The sequence below is a fragment of the Micromonospora sp. MW-13 genome (assembly GCF_003434305.1).
Classification (GTDB): Bacteria; Actinomycetota; Actinomycetes; order Mycobacteriales; family Micromonosporaceae; genus Micromonospora.
On record NZ_QKKX01000012.1, the window covers coordinates 1 to 18,767 of the forward strand.

Annotated in this window: 13 protein-coding genes; 4 read left to right on the forward strand and 9 right to left on the reverse strand. The window is 74.7% G+C overall.

Features of this window, described 5'->3' with window-relative positions; genetic code table 11:
* Positions 1-108: 108 nt before the first annotated feature.
* The 5 genes from C5N14_RS09965 to C5N14_RS09985 all read right to left on the reverse strand — a co-directional run bounded on the left by C5N14_RS09965 (position 109) and on the right by C5N14_RS09985 (position 5,129).
* On the reverse strand, positions 109-960 hold the full coding sequence (locus C5N14_RS09965) for a DedA family protein (protein ID WP_117667800.1): 852 nt from the start codon (positions 958-960) through the stop codon (positions 109-111).
* A 246-nt stretch (positions 961-1,206) separates the two neighbouring features.
* A complete protein-coding gene (locus C5N14_RS09970) occupies positions 1,207-2,778 on the reverse strand; it encodes a serine/threonine-protein kinase (RefSeq protein WP_117667815.1) in 1,572 nt (523 codons plus the stop codon).
* 123 nt (positions 2,779-2,901) lie between these two features.
* On the reverse strand, positions 2,902-3,750 hold the full coding sequence (locus C5N14_RS09975; RefSeq protein WP_117667801.1) for an SAM-dependent methyltransferase: 849 nt from the start codon (positions 3,748-3,750) through the stop codon (positions 2,902-2,904).
* 106 nt (positions 3,751-3,856) lie between these two features.
* The gene (locus C5N14_RS09980) at positions 3,857-4,738 is read right to left on the reverse strand and encodes a helix-turn-helix domain-containing protein (RefSeq protein WP_371685825.1); all 882 of its coding nucleotides are present in this window, start codon (positions 4,736-4,738) and stop codon (positions 3,857-3,859) included.
* A gap of 151 nt (positions 4,739-4,889) precedes the next feature.
* Entirely contained in the window at positions 4,890-5,129 is a 240-nt protein-coding gene (locus C5N14_RS09985; protein ID WP_117667803.1) for a DUF397 domain-containing protein, read from the reverse strand.
* A 266-nt stretch (positions 5,130-5,395) separates the two neighbouring features.
* Between C5N14_RS09985 and C5N14_RS09990 the strand changes: the two genes are divergently transcribed.
* Complete coding sequence (locus tag C5N14_RS09990) at positions 5,396-6,046, forward strand: GGDEF domain-containing protein (protein WP_117667804.1); 651 nt, start codon at positions 5,396-5,398, stop codon at positions 6,044-6,046.
* A 28-nt stretch (positions 6,047-6,074) separates the two neighbouring features.
* Here the strand turns inward: C5N14_RS09990 and C5N14_RS09995 are convergent, their stop codons facing one another.
* Positions 6,075-6,566: a type II toxin-antitoxin system PemK/MazF family toxin gene (locus C5N14_RS09995; RefSeq protein ID WP_117667805.1), complete on the reverse strand. Its 492-nt coding sequence runs from the start codon at positions 6,564-6,566 to the stop codon at positions 6,075-6,077.
* A gap of 97 nt (positions 6,567-6,663) precedes the next feature.
* Between C5N14_RS09995 and C5N14_RS10000 the strand changes: the two genes are divergently transcribed.
* Together C5N14_RS10000 and C5N14_RS10005 are read left to right on the forward strand one after the other, a co-directional pair.
* Entirely contained in the window at positions 6,664-7,266 is a 603-nt protein-coding gene (locus C5N14_RS10000; RefSeq protein ID WP_117667816.1) for a DUF4291 domain-containing protein, read from the forward strand.
* 123 nt (positions 7,267-7,389) lie between these two features.
* Positions 7,390-7,746, forward strand: coding sequence for a hypothetical protein (locus C5N14_RS10005; protein WP_207892687.1), 357 nt, complete (start codon positions 7,390-7,392; stop codon positions 7,744-7,746).
* Positions 7,747-7,983: 237 nt separating this feature from the next.
* Here the strand turns inward: C5N14_RS10005 and C5N14_RS10010 are convergent, their stop codons facing one another.
* Positions 7,984-8,535 carry a helix-turn-helix domain-containing protein gene (locus C5N14_RS10010; protein ID WP_117667806.1) on the reverse strand — a complete coding sequence of 184 codons (552 nt, stop codon included), beginning with the start codon at positions 8,533-8,535 and terminating at the stop codon, positions 7,984-7,986.
* A 151-nt stretch (positions 8,536-8,686) separates the two neighbouring features.
* On the opposite strand from C5N14_RS10010, the gene C5N14_RS32620 reads away from it, so the two are divergent.
* Positions 8,687-9,940 carry a hypothetical protein gene (locus tag C5N14_RS32620; protein ID WP_117667807.1) on the forward strand — a complete coding sequence of 418 codons (1,254 nt, stop codon included), beginning with the start codon at positions 8,687-8,689 and terminating at the stop codon, positions 9,938-9,940.
* A 156-nt stretch (positions 9,941-10,096) separates the two neighbouring features.
* Here C5N14_RS32620 and C5N14_RS10020 read toward each other — a convergent pair whose 3' ends face one another.
* The gene (locus C5N14_RS10020) at positions 10,097-15,598 is read right to left on the reverse strand and encodes a non-ribosomal peptide synthetase/MFS transporter (RefSeq protein ID WP_117667808.1); all 5,502 of its coding nucleotides are present in this window, start codon (positions 15,596-15,598) and stop codon (positions 10,097-10,099) included.
* Positions 15,595-18,714, reverse strand: a complete 3,120-nt coding sequence (locus C5N14_RS10025) for a non-ribosomal peptide synthetase (RefSeq protein WP_117667809.1) — start codon at positions 18,712-18,714, stop codon at positions 15,595-15,597. The genes C5N14_RS10020 and C5N14_RS10025 overlap by 4 nt, the downstream gene beginning before the upstream one ends.
* Positions 18,715-18,767 lie beyond the last annotated feature (53 nt).

The window sequence follows — 18,767 nt, forward strand, 5'->3', positions numbered from 1 at the left end:
CCGGGCACAAACCTGACGCAAACCTCTTGATCACCGCCGCCGGACGTGGGGGCACGGGGCGGGGCGGGGCTGCACGGGGCGGGGCGGGGCGGGGCGACGTCTCCGGGTTCAGTGCTCGGGCCCTGCTCGCCAGGACCCGCTGCGGTAGATGGTCCCCCGGTACTCACGCGCCCCACCGAACTCCGGCCCGGCAGACGGCGACGCCTCCGCGTCCGACGCGCGGACAGCGTCGACCGGGGAGAGCGGGGAGGGCGGGGAGGGCGGGGCGACAGGGGCGTCGACCGCCCGTCGGGCGGCGCGGGCACGCCGTACCCGGGTGACCACGAACCAACCGAGCGCCGCCGCGCACACCACGATGACCACGTTCTGGAACGTGCCGACGTAGCCCTCGACGACGTGCCAGTTCTCCCCCAGCAGATAGCCCGCCATCACGAAGATCGTGTTCCAGATCAGGCTGCCCAGGGTCGTGTACAGCAGGAAGGTCGGCACCGGCATCCGTTCCACGCCGGCCGGAATCGAGATGAGGCTGCGGAACACCGGGATCATCCGGCCGAAGAACACCGCCTTGACGCCGTGCCGGAGGAACCACGCCTCCGTCCGGTCGACATCGTCGAGCTTGACCAGCGGCAGTCGCGCGACGATGGCGCGCATCCGGTCCCGGCCCAGCATGGCGCCGATCGCGTACAGGGCGAGGGCACCGACCACGGAGCCGAGGGTGGTCCACCCGATCGCCCCGACCAGGCTCATCCGTCCCTGGCTGGCGACGAAACCGGCCAGCGGCAGGATCACCTCGCTGGGGATGGGCGGGAACAGGTTCTCGAGCGCGACTGCCAATCCGGCTCCGGGACCACCCAGCCGTTCGACCAGACCCGTGACGAACCCCACCGGTCCGTCGGAGCCGGGCTCGGGACCGGCGGCGACCGTACGGGGGAAGGGCAGGAGCGGCTGCGTGCTGATCATCCGACAAAGTTAATGACCGTCTTCGCCGACCGCCATGCCGTCACCCGCCGCGTCGCCGCCGCATTCGTCGGCGCAGCGGTGCGGCTCGGGTGCCGTGGGCGTCGATGCCGGCCAGAGCGGGCGGACGGAGGGACGCGGCTCCCGCCCAGGACGGATACGGTGGCCGGGTGTCCCCTTCGTCGCCCTGGCCGTGGTACGGGACGGTCGGGTGGCGGTGGGGACGCCGGCGCGCTGGGCTGAGGGCGGTCAGTCGTCCTCGTCGCCGCGCACCTGACCGTACCCGGTGAGCAGGTCGCGGAGCCGGTTCACCACCGCCGCGCCGATCCGGTCCCGCTCGGCCGCCTCGATGACCCGTTCGCGCAGGTCCGCGAGCCGCTTGACCTGGTCCTTGGGCTTGCCGCGGTTCAGCTCCTCGGCCTTGTCACGCAGTTCGTTGGCGGTCTTCCGGTCGATCTCGCCGCGGGCCTGTGCCTCGTCGACCACGGCGATGAACTCGGCGGCCAACTCGCGCAGGCTGGCCGGCCGGTTCCGCGCCGTGGTCGAGGGCACCGGGATCGGCGCGGTGGTGGTCCGCCCGGCCGACGCCGCCGTCGGCCGGGGGGCGGCAGTGGTTGCGCCGGGCGCGGCGGCCGGCGGGGTCGCAGAGTCGTCGTCGAGGACGAGCAGTCCGACCAGCCCGACGAGCAGCGCCACTCCGGCCGCGAGGAGGACGCCGAGCAAACGGTTCCCGCGCCGCGACCGCCCGGGCGGGGCATCCGACGACGCGCCCGGCCACGACGCGGCCGAAGGCGACGCCGACGCGGAGAACGGCGAGGCGGCCGAAGGCGAGGCGGAGAACGGCGACGCGGCCGAAGGCGACGTGGACCGGGTCGCCCGGCCGGGGGTGAAACGGGTGGCGCGGTCGACCATGGTGGGCGGGTGCGGGGCGGCCCGCGGCACGACGGGCAGGAGCGCGGTGGGTGGTTCCGCCGGCGGTGCCGCGCCGAGCCGGGCGGCCAACTCGGCGGTGGTGGGTCTGCGGGCCGGGTCGGCGTCCAGGCAGGCGAGGGTGAGCGCGGCGATGTCCGGGGGCAGCCCGGTGACCCGCGGCGGCGACACCGGCGGGCGCCGGGCGTGCACCTCGACGGCGTCCTCCCAGGTCTGCACGGGCAGCGGGGTGGCACCGGTGAGAGACTGGTAGAGCAGCGCGCCGAGGGCGTAGACGTCGCTGGCCGGGTTCGGCGGCCCGGGGCTCATCCGCTCGGGCGCGAAGTACGCGGGGGTGCCCATCACCAGCTCACCGGTCTGGCCGCCGGGCGATCCGGCGAGCGGGTGGCGCGGGCCGGCGAGCGCGGCGATGCCGAAGTCCAACACCTTGGCGCCGGTCTCGGTGAGCATGACGTTGCCGGGCTTGACGTCCTGGTGCACCACGCCGATGCGGTGCGCGGCGGCCAGGGCGGCGGCCACCTGCCCGGCCACCCGGACCGCCTCCGGCCAGGGCAGTGGGCCGGCGGTGAGCCGGTCGGCGAGGCTGTGCCCGTCGACGAGTTCCATCACCAGGTACGGCAGCACGGTGCCGGCGGCCAGGGCGGCCTCGCCGTAGTCGTACACCTGGGTGACGTGCGGGTGGGTGAGCCGGGCGGCGGCCCGGGCCTCGCGCTGGATGGTGGCGCGTAGCTGCGGGTCGGCTGCGGGCTGTCCCGCGAGCGCCTTGACCGCGACGGGACGGTGCAGCACCTCGTCGTCGGCGCGCCACACCTCGGACATCCCGCCGAGGCCGATGCGCTCGCGCAGGACGTACCGGTCGTGCAGCCGTAGGCCAGGGGTGAGCGGCGACATGATGGTCCAGTCTGCCTGCCGGCCGGGGCCGGACACCAGCCGCGGTGCCCGGGCCCGCCGGGATGTCCGGATACTGGCGGTGCCCCGGATCGGCGGCCCCGGTGCGGGGCACGCCGGGGACGGTCAGGGTTTGCGGGCCACGGCCCCGTACAGGCTGACGTCGCCCGCCGAGGGCCGGGGCTGCGGCTCCGCGTCGGCGCGCCACTCGGCGGCGGAGACGATGCCCGGCTCGACCACCTCCAGGCCGTCGAAGAACCGGGTGAAATCGGCCAGGTCGCGCAAGTAGATCGCGCCGTACTCGCCCCCGTTCCTCGTCGCCGCCCTGGCCTCCTCGGCAACCTGCGCCGGGAGGTGGTCGTAGGTGGCGTGCGAGGCGGCCAGGTGGCTGCCCGGGGGCAGGGCGTCCAGCAGCCGGCGGACCAGCGCGTACGGCTCGTCCGGGTCGGGCAGGAAGTGCAGGACCGCCACCAGCATCAGCGCCACCGGCTGCCCGAGGTCGATGGTGCGCCGCAGGTCGGGGTGGGTGAGGAGCTTCTCCGGGTCGCGCAGGTCGGCGTCGATGTAGGCGGTGGCGCCCTCGGGCGCGCTGGTCAGCAGGGCCCGCGCGTGGGCGAGGACGATGGGGTCGTTGTCGACGTACACCACCCGGGTGTGCGGGGCGACGGCCTGGGCGACCTCGTGGGTGTTGTCGGCGGTGGGGATTCCGGTGCCGATGTCGAGGAACTGCCGCACGCCGGCCTCGCGGGCGAGGTAGCGCACCGCCCGCTGGAGGAAGCGGCGGTTCTCCAGGGCGGTGACGCGGATGGTCGGGAAGACCTCGGCCAGCGCGTCCCCGGAGTCGCGGTCGGCCTGGAAGTTGTCCTTGCCGCCCAGCCAGTAGTTGTAGCGGCGGGCGGGATGCGCCACCGAGGTGTCGATCCGGTCGCTGGGGTGGGCGGGGCCGGTCGGGGCACCGGGGGCATCGGTGGTCAAGGCTCCTCCATGACTCTGTGCCGACCTCAACGCCGACGTCCGTCCACTGTCGCCGGTCCCGGCCATGGTAGAGGCTCCCCGGGCCGGCTCCGCGCCAGGGAACCCGTCACCGCGGGTAGAGCTCGTCACGCAGCCGGGCCAGCAGCTCCGGCGTCCGCTCCGGGGGCTCGGCCTCCACGCAGAGGCGTTCCATGGCCGCCGCGTAGTAGTCGAGGTCCTCGCGCTTGTCGAGGTAGATCGCGCTGGTGAGCTGCTCGATGTAGACGATGTCGGGCAGGTCCTGGTCGCCGAAGCGCAGGATGGTGAAGGCGCCGCCCGCCGCGGCGTGCCCGCCCGCCGCGAACGGGATGATCTGCAACCGCACGTGCGGCGACCGGGTCGCCTCGATCAGGGCGGTGAACTGGCCGCGCATCACCTCGGGGCCACCGATCGGCCGGCGCAGCGCGGCCTCGTCGACCACCGCCCACAGCTGGGGCGGCTGCGGGCGGCGCAGCAACTCCTGGCGCTGCATGCGCAGGCCCACCCGCCGGTCGACCTCGTCCGCGTCGGCGCCCCGGTGGCCGAGCAGGACGACCGCCCGGGCGTACTCCGGGGTCTGGAGCAGGCCGGGCACGAACTGGACCTCGTAGCTGCGGATCAGCGCGGCGGCCGCCTCCAGGCCCAGGTAGGACTGGAACCAGGACGGCAACACGTCGCCGTAGCGGTGCCACCAGCCCGGGCTGTTGGCGTCCCGGGCGAGCTTGAGCAGGGCATCACGCTCCTCGGGGTCGGTGACCCCGTAGAGGCTGAGCAGGTCGGCGACGTCGCGCTCCTTGAAACCGACCCGGCCCAGTTCCATCCGGCTGATCTTCGATTCGGAAGCCCGGATCTCCCACCCGGCGCCCTCCCGGGTCACCCCGGCGGACTCGCGCAGCCGGCGCAGCTGCGCGCCGAGCAGCATGCGCAGCACGGTCGGGCCGGTGGCCGGGCCACCCTCCGTGGGAACCATCGTCACGCGCCGACCTCCGCTTGCCCGCCTCCGTCAACCGGGCCCCACCCCGGCCGACGTGTAAGCATGCCATGGACCGACAGTGAGGTGAACCCGCCCGAGGGGGGGTTTTGGTCCCATCGACGGGACGGAACCGGCCGGTTACGCTGGGTCAGGCGATCAGGTCGTCGAAGTCCCCGTCCCGGGCGCCGAGCACGAAGGCGGCGATCTCGTCCACCGTGTAGATCAGCGCCGGGCCCTCCGGGTGGCGCGAGTTGCGCAGGGCGATCCCGGCGCCACCGGGGAGCTCGGCCAACTCGACACAGTTGCCGCTGGGGTTGCTCCTTCGACTCTTCTGCCACTTCAGCGGGGGGAGGTGCGCGGCGGGAACGCCGTTGTGGGGCTGCTGCATGGGGGCGTCTTTCTCTTCGAGCGCCTGCCTATGCCGCGGGGAGGAGCGGTGCTGGCGAGAGGGAACGGGTCACGGACGATTTTGCTGCACGTGCATCTGCTATTGCATCTGCACCGGACAGCGAGCATGATAACGCACGTGCGGTGTACCCATTCGTTCACTTTGGGTGACGCGAATCGGGGCCGCACCAGGGAAAACGAGAGCGCGCAGAGGCGCCGGCCGGCACCGGACGGGGCCGGCGGGCGGACGGGGCGAGGGGAGAGTTCGTGCCGGATCCGTTGACCATCGCGTCCGGCATCTCGGCCGCCGGGGCCCTCGTGTCCGCGTGGCAGCTACGCCGCCGCGCCCTGCTGGCCGAGGCGGAGATCGAGCACCTCCAGGCGGAGCTGGCCGCCGAACGGCACGCCGCCAGCCACGATCCGCTCACCGGGCTGCCCAACCGCCGGGCCTTCTTCCGGCTGGCCGCCACGCTGCTCACCGACGCCGCCGGCCAGCCGCTGATCGCCGTCGTGCTCGACCTGGACAACTTCAAGCAGGTCAACGACCGCTACGGGCACGCCGCCGGGGACCGGGTGTTGATCAGCGTGGCAGAGCGGCTGGCCGCGTTCGCCGGGGACAACCTGGTGGCCCGGCTCGGCGGCGACGAGTTCGCCGGCCTGCTGACCAGTCCGACGGTCGACCGGCGGTGGATCGAGCACTCCTCCCGCCGGCTCTGCGAGGCGCTCGCCGCGCCCATCCCGCTCAACGGTCTCAGCCTCCGGGTCACCGCCTCGGTGGGCCTCGCCCCGGTGACCGGCCCCGCCCAGCTCACCGAGGCGCTCGATCGCGCCGACGCGGCCATGTACCGGGCGAAGAGCGTCGGCGCGTCCCGCCCCACCCGCCAGCTCGTGGACAGCGCGTACCTCGCCGAGTGGTGAGGGCCCCGGCGGGTACGGCAGCGCGGGGTCAGCGCCAGCCGTAGCCGGCGCGCAGCGCCTGGCCGACCCGGTCGAAGCGGGGCCGGTCCAGCACCGCGCCCTCGCGCCGGATGCTGTCCTCCCGCATGGTGAGCACCCGGTCGAGCCGCACCCAGCTCGGCCGGTTGTCCCGGTCCCAGGTGCCGGGGCCGAGGGAGAGCCAGTGCCGCTGGCCGTCCCGCTCGCCCTGGCTGGACAGCATCAGGCCGAACAGGGTGCGGCTGGACCGCCCGACGACCAGGACCGGCCGGTCCTTGCCCTGCCGGGGGTCGTCCTCGTAAGGGACCCAGGTCCAGACGACCTCGCCCGGGTCGGCCTGCCCGTCGGGCTCCGGGGCGTAGCTGAGCTCCCGGCGCTGCAACGCCGCGACCTGCCGGCGCCGCGCGACCTGGGCCGGAATCGGACCGGGGGTAGGCGCCGGGGCGGCCCCGCGGGTCACCCGCCCCAGCCGGGACGCCACACTCCTCAACAGACCTGCCACGACGGGCAGCCTAACCCCTCCCCCGACCGACCGGCGACCCGCGTCGGCGGGGCGGAAAGCGGTGGACGCGGACGGCCCGACCCGCGACGATGCCGTCGTGACCGTCCCGCCACGCCAGATCCGCGCCCGGTACACCGCCGGCACGCTGACCGTGTACCAGGCGTACCCGCCGGAGATCGCCGGGCCGGCGGTGGCGGCGGGCCGATTCGTGCCCCCGTTCAAGCGGGACCGGATGACCTGGATCAAGCCGTCGTTCCGCTGGATGATGTACCGCTGCGGCTGGGCCCGCAAGCCGGGCCAGGAGCGGGTGCTCGCCGTCGAGATCAGCCGCGCCGGGTTCGAGTGGGCCCTGGCGCACGCCTGCCTGAGCGGCTACGAGCCCGGCCTGCACGCCGACCGGGACGGCTGGGCACGGCGGCTGCGCACCAGCCCGGTCCGGGTGCAGTGGGATCCGGAGCGGACCGTGCGGGCGCAGCCGCTGCCCCACCGGTCGCTACAGGTGGGCCTGGCCGGCGAGGCCGCCCGGCGGTACGTCGACGAGTGGATCGTCGGGATCACCGACGTCACCGCGACGGCGCACGCGATCCGGGCGGCGCTGGACGCGGGCGACGACGCCTCGGCCGAGGCGCTGCTCCCCGCAGAGCGTCCCTACCCACTGCCGACCGGCGTGGGCGACGCGGTCGCCGCCCACGCCGACTGACGGCCGGGCCACCGCCCACCGGCTGGCCTGCGAGTCCCGCGCACTCCGGCTGACGGCTGGCCCCGCCGTCCGGCGCCATGGGGGCGACCGGGCCACCTGCGGCGGCGAGCGGGAGGGGCGACGGTGACGGCCAGCCCCGACGACCTGCCGGTCATCGAGCGGCGCGCGGTACGGCTGGTGGTGCTCGACGCCGACCGGCGGCTGCGCCACGTGCAGGACGAGGTCGTCGTCGCGGTACGACTGGACGGCCCCGGCCCGGCCCCGAGGTCGACGGGACCGACCGAGCGGGAGGGCTGCTTCGGGTTCCGCGGGTGGCCGGTCGCCGACGTCGTCAGCAGCCGGGAGCGGTTCTATCCCGGCCGCGTACGCGATGCCGTGGCCTGGCTGGCCGGTGACGCGGGGCAGGGCCATTGCCTGGTCGTGGGTGCCCGGTCGGCGGGGAACCGTGGCCCGGGCGGAACTGTGGGCGGCGGTCGATGATGTGCGGGGGCGGTGCCTATGGAGCTGAGTCGTTGACGTCATCACCGTCGGTCGGGCCACCACCGTTCGCGGTTACCCACCACCCCGTCGGGGTCCTGGCCGACGAGCGTGGCCCGGGGTCGCCGATGGCGGCGGGCGTGGCCGATGTCGTATCCGACTCAGCTCCACAGGCCCTCGAGCGGTGGTCGTGTGGACCGGCCCGGGCGGGCACAGTGGAGGCTTGACATCCTCCCCGTCCTAAAGGACGGGGATTCCCGTGGTCGCCCTCAGGTGTTCCTGCTTCACCGACAGCTGCCCCGAACGGAGGTTCCCCCGTTGAGGTCTTACACCGTCTCCACAGGCGGTCACCGCCAGCCCGGCGGCCAGAATGTTACGGGCGGCGTTGACGTCGCGGTCGTGGACGGTGCCGCACCGGCACGTCCACGACCGTACGGTCAGCGGTATCCGCTCAGCGCGGGCACCACACGTCGAGCACAGTTTCGAGCTGGGGAACCAGCGGTCCACGACCACCAGGTTCCGGCCGTGCCAGTCGGTCTTGTATTCGAGCAGGGTGCGGAACTGCCGCCAGGCCGCGTCGCTGATCGCGCGAGCCAAGCTGTGGTTCTTGACCATATTGCGAGCCAGGTGCCGCAGCGCCTGTTGCAACGGCACGGACGACACCTCGTTGAGGAACGCCAGCCCGTTGTAGACCAGCCGGACACACCCGAACGTCCGCGTGAGCTCCGCCGCCTGCGCGTCGCTCGGGTGGAAGCGGTACTTGAACGCCCGCTTCACCCCACGACTGACCATGACTCACAAGCTAGCCGGCCAACGATTGAACCTTGCAGTGACACGGATGGACGCCTATCCGCCTTGCCGGCGGATCGGCTTCCTGCCCTGCTCCGCAGGAGTTCCGTTTCCTCCCCGGCCTGAAAGCCGGAGTATCCACGGAAGGAATCCGATGACGACGAACCTCCACGGCCCGCTGGCCCGCTACGCCGCCCGGCTGCACGGCTCGGTCGGCGACCGGCACCACGTCGCGTCCCCGCTGGGCGCCTGGCTGCTGCTCGCGCTGGGCGGCTCGACCGGTCCCGACCGGGACGCCGACGGTCTCGCCGACGCGCTGGGCACCGACCCGGCGACGGCGGCGCGGACGGCCGCCGCGCTGCTCGACGCCCCGCACCCGCTGGTGCCGGCGGCCACCGCCGTCTGGCACCGGCCGGACGCGGACACCGACGCGCTGGCCGCCTGGCGGGCCACCCTCCCCCGCGCCACGCAGACCGGCCCGCTGCCCGACCAGGCCGGCCTGGACGCCTGGGCGCGCAGGCACAGCGCGGGTCTGCTCGACAGGTTCCCGCTGACCCGCTCGTCCCGCGTCGTGCTCGCGCTGGCCTCGGCCGTGGCCACCCGGATCTCCTGGGCCGACCCGTTCGACCTCGCCCCGGCCACGGCGCTGGGGCCGGACAGCCCCTGGGCCGGGCGGCTGACCCGGGTGCTGCGCACCCCGGGATACGGGCACCGGGCCTGGATCGCCGCGACGCCGGAGGCCGGCGACGTCGCCGTGCACGCGGCGGCGGCCGGACCGGGGGCCGGGACCGCCGGGGCCGGGGCCGGGGCCGGGCTGCTGGTCGTGTCGGTGGCCGCCGCGCCCGGGGTCGCCCCCGCCGACGTGCTCGCCGCCGCGTACCGGATCGCCACCGACGCCGACGCCGACGAGCCCGCCGGCCGGCGGTCGCTGTTCGACCTGCCGCTGGGCGCCACGCCGCTGTGGACGCTGCGCGAGGAGACCGTCCGCACCCACGCCCGCGACGGCCGGCAGGAGCGGCACACGGCGGCGCTGCCCTGTTGGTCGGCCCGCGACGAGCACGACCTCGCCGGGCCAGGGCTCGGGTTCCCCGCCCTCGCCCGGGTCCTCGCCCCGCTGGTCGGGGGCACCGAGGTCGAGGCACGGCAGGCCGTCGTCGCCCGGTACAGCCGGTACGGGTTCGAGGCCGCGGCCGTGACCGCGGCGTTCGCGGCGGTGAGCCTGCCTCCGGAGGGGGTGGCCCGCACCGCCGAGCTGCGCTTCGGCCACCCGTACGCGGTGGTGGCCGTCGCCACCGACCGGCGGGGCGGCGGGGTGGGCCCGTGGCACGGGGTGCCGGTCTTCTCCGGCTGGGTGGCCGAGCCCGACGACGTTGCCGAGGGCGAACTCGCCGACCCGCCCGTGGCGTAGGCCCCGTACCCGGCCGGCGCGGGGCCGGTCCCGCCAGGTGCGGGGCCGGTCCCGGGACGCCGGGGCGGTCGATCGGGCCGCGCGGATCCGGCCCGGGGACGCGTCGGGGGCCGCCGGCAACGCACCGGAGGCCCCCGACCGTCGCTCACGACGCCGTCACGCCGCGACCGGCACCTTCTCCTCCTGCCGCTCGGCGGCCCGGGCGGCCAGCCGCCGCTCGCGCTCCTGGGCGCCGATCAGGTCGTCCGGCAGCGAGTCCGGCACCTCCATGTCGAAGCGCCTCAGCAGCCGGATCGCGAAGCCGCCCACGGTGACCAGCACCAGCGCCGTGCCGAAGCAGACGTACGCGAAGCCGATGCCGCGGCCCGGACCGGTGCCGATCAGCGCGCCCACCGAGCCGGCCAGCGCGCCGCCCGGGGCGAGCATCGGCTCGAACAGGCCGGTGGCCGCCGGGGCGATCAGCGCGAAGCCGATCGGCAGCGTGGACCAGGAGATGGTCTGGTTCAGGCTGAACACCCGGCCGTGGTACCGCTGGGGCACCTTCACCTGGACGATGGTGGCGTAGATCGACTGGGCCGTGGTCATCGCCATGGCCAGCCAGAACGCCCCGAGGCAGATCACCGTGACCGAGGCGTCCAGGCCGATCACCACGCACCCGACGGCGGTGCCGAGGTTGCCGATCAGCACGCCGATCATCCGCCGGTTGCGCGGGCCGCCCCACAGCGACATCAGCACGCCGCCGGCCACCGCGCCGAGCGCCTCGGCCAGGGCCACCTGCGCCACCTGCGTGGCGGTGGCGAAGGAGAGCACCAGCGGGGTGGTCAGCACCAGCGCCGGGGCCAGGAAGATGTTGCCGATCGCGAAGTAGCCCAGCATCAGCCGGAAGCCGCGGTGCTGCCACGAGTAGCGCAGCCCGTTGGCGATCGCCGTCAGCAGCCGCTCCCGGGGCCGGAAGCCGAGCAGGTCCGGGAAGCGGACCACCGCGAGGGTCAGCACCGCCACCAGGTAGCTGGCCACGTCGATCAGCAGGATGCCCTTGAGCCCGATGGCGGCCAGCAGGCCGGCGGCGAAGACCGGCATCAGCAGCATGGCGAAGCCGTTGGTGAGCTGGGTGACGCCCATCGCGTGCCCGAGAAAGCGTTTCGGCACGAGCTGCGGCACCGCCGACTGGAAGGCGATGCGCTGGAACGACCCGGCGACCTGGCTGAGCGCCACCAGGGCGTAGATCATCCACAGTCGCAGGTTGTCCGTCCAGAGCAGGGCCGCCAGCACGAGCTGGATCGTCCCGGCGCTGGAGCTGGCGATCATCATGATCTTCCGGCGGCTGACCCGGTCGGTGATCGCGCCCGCGATCGGCAGCATCAGCACGCCGCAGACCAGCGCCAGGGCCCAGAGCAGGCCCAGGTTCGCCACCGAGCCGGTCCGGGTGAACAGCCAGATCGGCACGGCGAACGCGGTCAGCGCCGAGCCGGTGGTGGAGACGAGCTGGCCGGCGGTGACCGCGACGAACCGGCCCATGCTCGGCTTCACCACGGCCCGCTCCGGGCGGGGGTCCGTGCCGATGCGCTGGTGGTCGGCGACCACCCAGCCGGCGTCCTCGCCCCGGGCCGGCGCCTCCAGCGCGGTGGTGTCGCCGGCGCGCACCGCCGGGTGCGCCGCCGTGACGATCTCGGCCAGCTCGTCGGCCCGGTACTTGAGGAAGAAGTGCCCCGCCTGGTCGAGGACGACCAGGCCGACGGTGTCGGTGAGGAACTGCCACTCGGCGTACCGCTCGGTGTAGTAGTCGGTCACCGGGTCCTCGGAGCCGACCACCGAGACGATCGGGGCGCGCAGCTTCGCCACGCCGGAGTCGAGCAGGCCGGTGAAGTACTCCTCGGAGGCGCGGGAGTCGGCCCGCATGTTGCTGATGATCCGGTCGGCCTGCTCCGGGTCCAGCTCGTCGGTGTCCACCCCCATCGACTTGAGCCAGCTCGCGTAGTGCTTGTTGCTGCGCAGCCGTTCCAGGCGGTTGCGGGCGGCGGCGAAGAAGCCCTTCGGCCGGGCGAACGGGAACATCGCACCGATGTAGAGCGCCTCCAGCTCCCGGCCGGCCGCCTCGACCTTGCGGGCCACCTCGGCGACGATCGCGCTGCCGACGCCGCAGTGGCCGTACAGCACGAGCGGGCCCTCGATCCGTTCGACGATCTCGTCGGCGACCCGGCGGGTCAGCTCCTCGAACGGCAGGCCGTCCTCGCTGAGCCCGACGTCGTGGCCGGGGATGGCCAGCGAGTACAGGGCGTTGCCGGCGGGCAGGGCGTCGGCGAGGGGCTGGTAGACGATGGCGCTGCCGCCGCCGTACGGGACGCAGACGTACGTGCGCACCCGCCGGCCGGCCGGGATCGGCTTGGTCAGCTCGTAGAGCAGCCGGCGCGGGCCGTCGTCGGCGGGATCGCCGGTCATGAACGCGGCCAGCTCCCGGATGGTCCGCTGCTGGAACAGGTCCATCACGCCGACCGGCCGGCCGCCGTGCTCGGCCTTGCGGATCTTCGCCACCACCTGGGTGGCGAGCATCGAGTGCCCGCCCAGGTCGAAGAAGTCGTCGTCGATGCCGAGGGTGTCGACGCCCAGCACCTCCGACCAGATCCCGGCCAGCAGCCGCTCGGTGTCGTCGCGCGGCTCGACCAGCGCCACCGACGCCTCGCGGGTCACCACGGGGGCGGGCAGCGCCCGGCGGTCTAGCTTGCCGTTGGGGCTCAGCGGCAGCGCGTCGAGGGTGACGAACGCGGTCGGCACCATGTACTCGGGCAGGGTCTCCTTCAGCGCCGCCTTCAGCGCGGCGTGCTCGGCGTCGCCGACCACGTACCCGGTGAGCCGCTTGTCGCCCGGGGTGTCCTCGCGGACGATCACCGCCGCCTCGGTCACCTGGGGCTGCTCGCGCAGGGCGCTCTCGATCTCGCCCAGCTCGATGCGCAGGCCGCGCAGCTTCACCTGGTGGTCGATCCGGCCCAGGAACTCGACGACGCCCGACCCGTCCGGCGAGGCCACCCAGCGGGCCAGGTCGCCGGTGCGGTACAGCCGGGCGCCCGGCTCGCCGGAGAACGGGTCGGGCACGAACCGCTCGGCGGTCAGCGCCGGCCGGCGGTGGTAGCCCCGGGCCAGCCCGACGCCGCCGATGTGCAGTTCCCCCGCCACGCCGACCGGGCACTCGTTGCCGGCCGGGTCCAGCACGTGCAGCCGCAGGTTGGCGATCGGGCCGCCGATCGGCACGCTGGTCAGCCCGGCCAGTTTGGCCGGGTCGCAGTGCCAGGCGCTGACGTCGATGGCCGCCTCGGTGGGGCCGTACAGGTTGTGCAGCTCGCACCAGGGCAGCCGGGCGGTGAACTCCACCGCCGAGGTCAGCGGCAGCTCCTCGCCGGAGCAGATCACCCGGCGCAGGCCGGTCGCCGCCTCGATCCCGTCCTCGCCGAGGAAGACGGTCAGCATCGACGGGACGAAGTGGGCGGTGGTGATCCGCTCGGTGACCAGCAGGTCGCGCAGGTAGGCGGCGTCCTTGTGTCCGCCGGGCCGGGCCAGCACCAGCCGGGCGCCCTCGCGCAGCGGCCAGAAGAACTCCCACACCGACACGTCGAAGCTGGCCGGGGTCTTCTGGAGCACCGCGTCGTCGGCGCCGAGCCGGTACGTCTTCTGCTTCCAGTCCAGCCGGTTGACGATGCCCCGGTGGGTGTTCGGCACCCCCTTCGGCCGGCCGGTGGAGCCGGAGGTGTAGATGACGTACGCCAGGTTGCCCGGCCCCGCGGTCGGCGTCGGGTCGGCGGTGTGCTGGTCGGCCCAGGCCGACTCGTCGTCCAGGGCCAGCACGGTCGCGCCGGTGTCGGGCAGCACGTCGCGTAGCTGCTCCTGCACCAGCACGACGGGGGCGGCGGCGTCGGTGACCATGAAGGACAGCCGGTCGGCCGGGTACTCCGGGTCCAGCGGCAGGTAGGCGCCGCCGGCCTTGAGCACGCCGAGCAGCCCGGCGACCAGCTCCACCGAGCGCTGCGCGCAGACCCCGACCAGGGTCTCCGGGCCCACCCCGGCGGCGCGCAGCCGGTGCGCGACCCGGTTCGCGGCGGCGTTCAGCTCGGCGTACGTCACCGAGCGGTCCTCGAAGGTCAGCGCCACCGCGTCCGGGGTGGCCGCGGCCCGCTGCTCGAACGGGCCGTGCAGGGTCTGCGCCCGTGGGAAGTCGGCGGCGGTGTCGTTCCAGCCGGCCAGCAGCTCCCGCTCGCCGGGGGCGGTCAGCGCCAGCGCGGAGACCCGGGTGTCCGGGGCGGCGACGACCGCCCGCAGCAGGGTCGTCCACCGCCGCGCGATCCGCTCGACGGTCTCCCGGCTGAACAGGTCGGTGTTGAAGACCAGCTTCCCCCAGAGGCCCTCCGTGGTCTCCACGGCGTGCAGCTCGAAGTCGAACCGGGTGGCCCGCAGCTCCATCGGCGTCCACTGGAAGCGCACGTCGGCGGCGGCGGAGACGTCGGTGAACCGGCCCATCTCGTAGTTCTGGAGCACGAACATGGCCTGGAACACCGGGGAGCGGCTCACGTCGCGGGCCAGCCCCAGCTCGTGGACCACCTTCGCGAACGGCACCTCGGCGTGCTCGAAGCCGTCCAGCACGCTGCGCCGGGTGCGCTCCAGCAGCTCGGCGAACGTCGGGTCGCCGGCCAGCTCGGCGCGCAGCGGCAGCATGTTGATGAACATGCCGACGACGTTCTCCAGCTCCGGGGCGGACCGGCCGGCCACGGACGCGCCGACGGCGAAGTCCTCCTGGCCGGCGTGCCGGGCCAGGAGGACCTGGTACGCGGCGAGCAGCGTCATGAACAGCGTGCCGCCGCCGGCCCGGGTGAGCGCGTTGAGCCGCGCGGTGTCGGCCGGGTCGAGCTGGAACTCGACGAAGTCGCCCCGGTAGGTCTGGGTCGCCGGGCGGGGCGCGTCCAGCGGCAGCTCCAGCGGGGTGATCCCGGCCAGCCGAGACTTCCACCAGTCCAGGTGGCCCCGGGCCGCCGGCCCGTCCAGCTCGCCGGCCTCCCAGGCGGCGAAGTCGCCGTACTGCACGGGCAGGGCGGGCGGCTCGCCGCCGTGGTAGAGGGTGATCAGGTCGCGCAGCAGCACGTCCACCGACCAGCCGTCGCCGACGATGTGGTGCTGGCCGAGGAACAGCACGTGGTCGTCGTCGGCCAGCCGGATCAGCAGGGCACGCAGCAGCGGCCCGGTGGCCAGGTCGAACGGCTCCATCGAGGCGGCCTCGACCAGCGCCTGCGCGGCCCGCTCGTCAGCCGCCCCGGTGATGGTCAACGGCACCTCGACGGCGTCCTCCACCAGCACGGTCGGGCGGCCGTCGGCGTCGGCGGGGAACCGGGTGCGCAGCGACTCGTGCCGCGCGGTCAGCCCGGCCAACGCGCCGCGCAGGGCCGCCACGTCGAGCGGGCCGCGCACCCGCAGCGGCACCGCGATGTGGTACGCCGCCTCGCCCGGCGCGAGCTGGTCCATGAACCAGACCCGCTCCTGGGCGTACGACAGGGGCACCTCGGCCCCGGCGGGCCGGGGGGTGATCCGGGCGGCCGGGGCGGCCTGACGCCGGCGCAGCCGCTTGGCGATCAGCGCCTGCCGGGCCGCCTCCCGGGCCGGATCCTTCAGGTCGGTCATATGGTGTGTCCCTCTTCCGTCGCCAGCAGCGCGGCGACCTCGGTGTCGGAGAGCTCGTCGAGTTCCGCGGCGATCAGGCTCTCGATCTGGGCGGCCAGGTCGGCCACCACCGGGCTGCCGAACAGCGCCCGCATCGGCAGGTCGACGTCCACCTCGGCCCGGATCCGGGCCATCGCCCGCATGCCGCGCAGCGAGTTGCCGCCGAGGGCGAAGAAGTCGTCGGTCGCGCCGACCTTCTCCACGCCGAGGATGTCGGCGTACACCTCGGCCACCAGGGTCTCGGCGTCGGTGCGCGGGGCGACGTACGCGTCGTCGGCAGCCGCGGCGGCCGGGGCGGGCAGCGCGGCCCGGTCCAGCTTGCCGTTCGGGGTCAGCGGCAGCGCGTCGAGCGCGACGAACGCCGCCGGCACCAGGTGCGCGGGCAGCTCCCGGGCCAGGTCGGCGGCCAGCGTGGCCGCGTCGGCGTCGCCGACCAGGTAGCCGACCAGGGTCGGCTCGCCGGAGTCGGTGCGCACCACGACGGCGGCCTCGCGGACGCCGGGCCGGCCCAGCAGGGCCGACTCGATCTCGCCCAGCTCGATGCGCATGCCGCGCACCTTCACCTGGTCGTCGCGGCGGCCCAGGTACTCCAGCGTCCCGTCGGCCCGCCACCGGGCCAGGTCGCCGGTGCGGTACATCCGCTGCCCGGCCGGCCCGTACGGGCAGGGCAGGAAGCGCTCGGCGGTCAGGCCGGGGCGGCGCAGGTAGCCGCGGGCGAGTTGGTCGCCCGCGACGTACAGCTCGCCGGCCACGCCCGGCGGCACCGGGTCCAGCGCGGCGTCCAGCAGCAGCGCCCGGGTGTTCCAGGTGGGCACGCCGATCGGCACCGGCCCGGCGGGCAGCTCCTGCCCCGGCGCGATCCGGGCGGCGACGCAGCCGACGGTGGCCTCGGTCGGGCCGTACTCGTTGATCACCGCGACGCCCGGGTGGGCGGCCCGCCAGCCGGCGAGCTGCTCGCCGGTGAGCGCCTCGCCGCCGATCACCAGGTCGGCCGTCGGGGACAGCGCCTCGTCGAGCAGCGGCAGGTGGCTCGGGGTGACCTTGAGGAAGGCGGGCCGGCCGCCGAGCCGGGCGGCCGGGTCGTCGATCGCGGCGAGCCGGACCGTGCCGCCGGCGGTGAGCGGCCCGAGCAGCCCGGTGACGGTGAGGTCGAACGACACCGGCGAGTGCAGCAGCGCGGTGCCGGCCAGCCCCGGGTAGGCGTCCCGCGCCCAGGCCAGGTACGCGGCCACCGACCGGTGCTCCACCACGACGCCCTTGGGGCGGCCGGTGGAGCCGGAGGTGTACAGCACGTAGGCCGGGTGCTCCGGGCGCAGCGGGGCGGCCCGGTCGGCGTCGGTCAGGTCGGCCGCGTCGAGGTCGCTGGCGGTGAGCGGGTCGAGCACCAGGGCGTCGCCGGGCACCAGCGCGGCGGTGTCGGCGCCGGTCAGCACCAGCGCCGGCTCGGCGTCGGTCAGCAGGTACGCGATCCGGGCCGCCGGGTAGCCGGTGTCCACCGGCACGTACGCCGCGCCGGACTTGAGCACCGCGAGGACGGCCACCAGCAGGTCCATCGAGCGGGGCAGCGCGAGGGCGACCCGGGTCTCCGGGCCGACCCCGCGGGCGACCAGCAGCCGGGCCAGCCGGTTCGCGGCGGCGTTCAGCTCGGCGTACGTCAGCTCGGCGCCGTCACAGACCAGCGCGACCGCGCCCGGGGTGGCGGCGGCCTGCCGCTGCACCTCGTCGACGACGGTGCTGACCGGCCGGTCGTGGGCGGTGGCGTTCCAGGTGTCCAGCACGAGCTGCCGCTCGGCGTCGTCGAGCAGCGGCAGCGCGGAGACCCGCTGGCCGGGGTCGGCGACGGCGGCGACGAGCAGCCGGACGTACCGGGTCACGACCGCCTCGGCGGTGGCCCGGTCGAACAGGTCGGTGCGGTAGACCAGCCGGCTCTCCCCGGCGGTGACGTCGAAGGCCAGGTCGTCCTTGGTGGTGCCCAGCGGCACCGGGTCCAGGCCGGAGTCGGGGATGAAGTTCAGCGCCGTCTGGAAGATCGGCTGCACGGACGGGTCCCGCTGCGGGGCGACCGCCTCGACGATCTTCTGGAACGGCGTCTGCCCGTGCTCCATCGCGTCCAGCAGGCCGCTTCGGACCCGGCCGAGCAGCTCGGCGACGGTGGGGTCGCCGGTGAGGTCGCAGCGCAGCGCCACCGGGTTGACGAACATGCCGATCAGCGGGGTCACCTCGGCGGTGTCCCGGCCGGCGGTGGACACCCCGACCACCACGCTGTCGTCGCCGGAGATCCGGGACAGCAGCGCGGCGAACCCGGTCAGCAGCACCATGTACGGGGTGGCGGCCGACGCGGCGGCGAGCCGCCCGACGGAGTCGAGCAGCCCGTCGGGCAGGTCGAAGCGCACCTCGTCGCCGGCGAAGCCGAGCTGGGCCGGGCGGGGCCGGTCCAGCGGCAGCGCGGTCACCGCCGGGGCCCCGGTCAGGTGGCCGGTCCAGAAGGCGAGCTGCCGGTCCAGCTCCGGCCCGGCGAGCTGGTCGCGCTGCCAGGCCGCGAAGTCGGCGTACTGGATGGGCAGCTCGGGCACGTCGGCCGGCGCGCCGGTGAGCGCGGCGGTGGTGAACGCGGCCAGCTCGCTGGTGAGCACCACCGCCGAGTGGGCGTCGAAGACGGCGTGGTGCACCACGAACTGCAACGACCACCTCTCGTGGACCTTGACCAGCCGGGCCCGCCACAGCGGCGGGGCGTCCAGCGGGATCGGGGTGCGGGCCAGTTCCTCGTGGAGCGCCAGGTACCGGGCGGCCAGCTCGGCCGCCGGCAGGCCCGACAGGTCCTCGACGTCCAGCCGGACCGGCTCGTGCTCACGGACCACCTGCACCAGGGCGCCGTCGTCCATCCGCAGGTACGTGCGCAGCGCCTCGTGCCGGGCGACGACCTGGGAGAACACCTCGGTGACCGCGTCGGCGTCCAGCTCGGCCGGGAAGGGCCACCGGTTGGACACGTTGTAGACCGGCGAGCCGGGGTCGAGCTGGTTGGCCATCCACACCCGCTCCTGCGCGAAGGAGGCAGGGAAGGTCCACTCCCGGGTCACTGGGCCCACCTCTCGTTCACGACTGCGGGGCTCCGCTGCGCTGCACTCCTCGC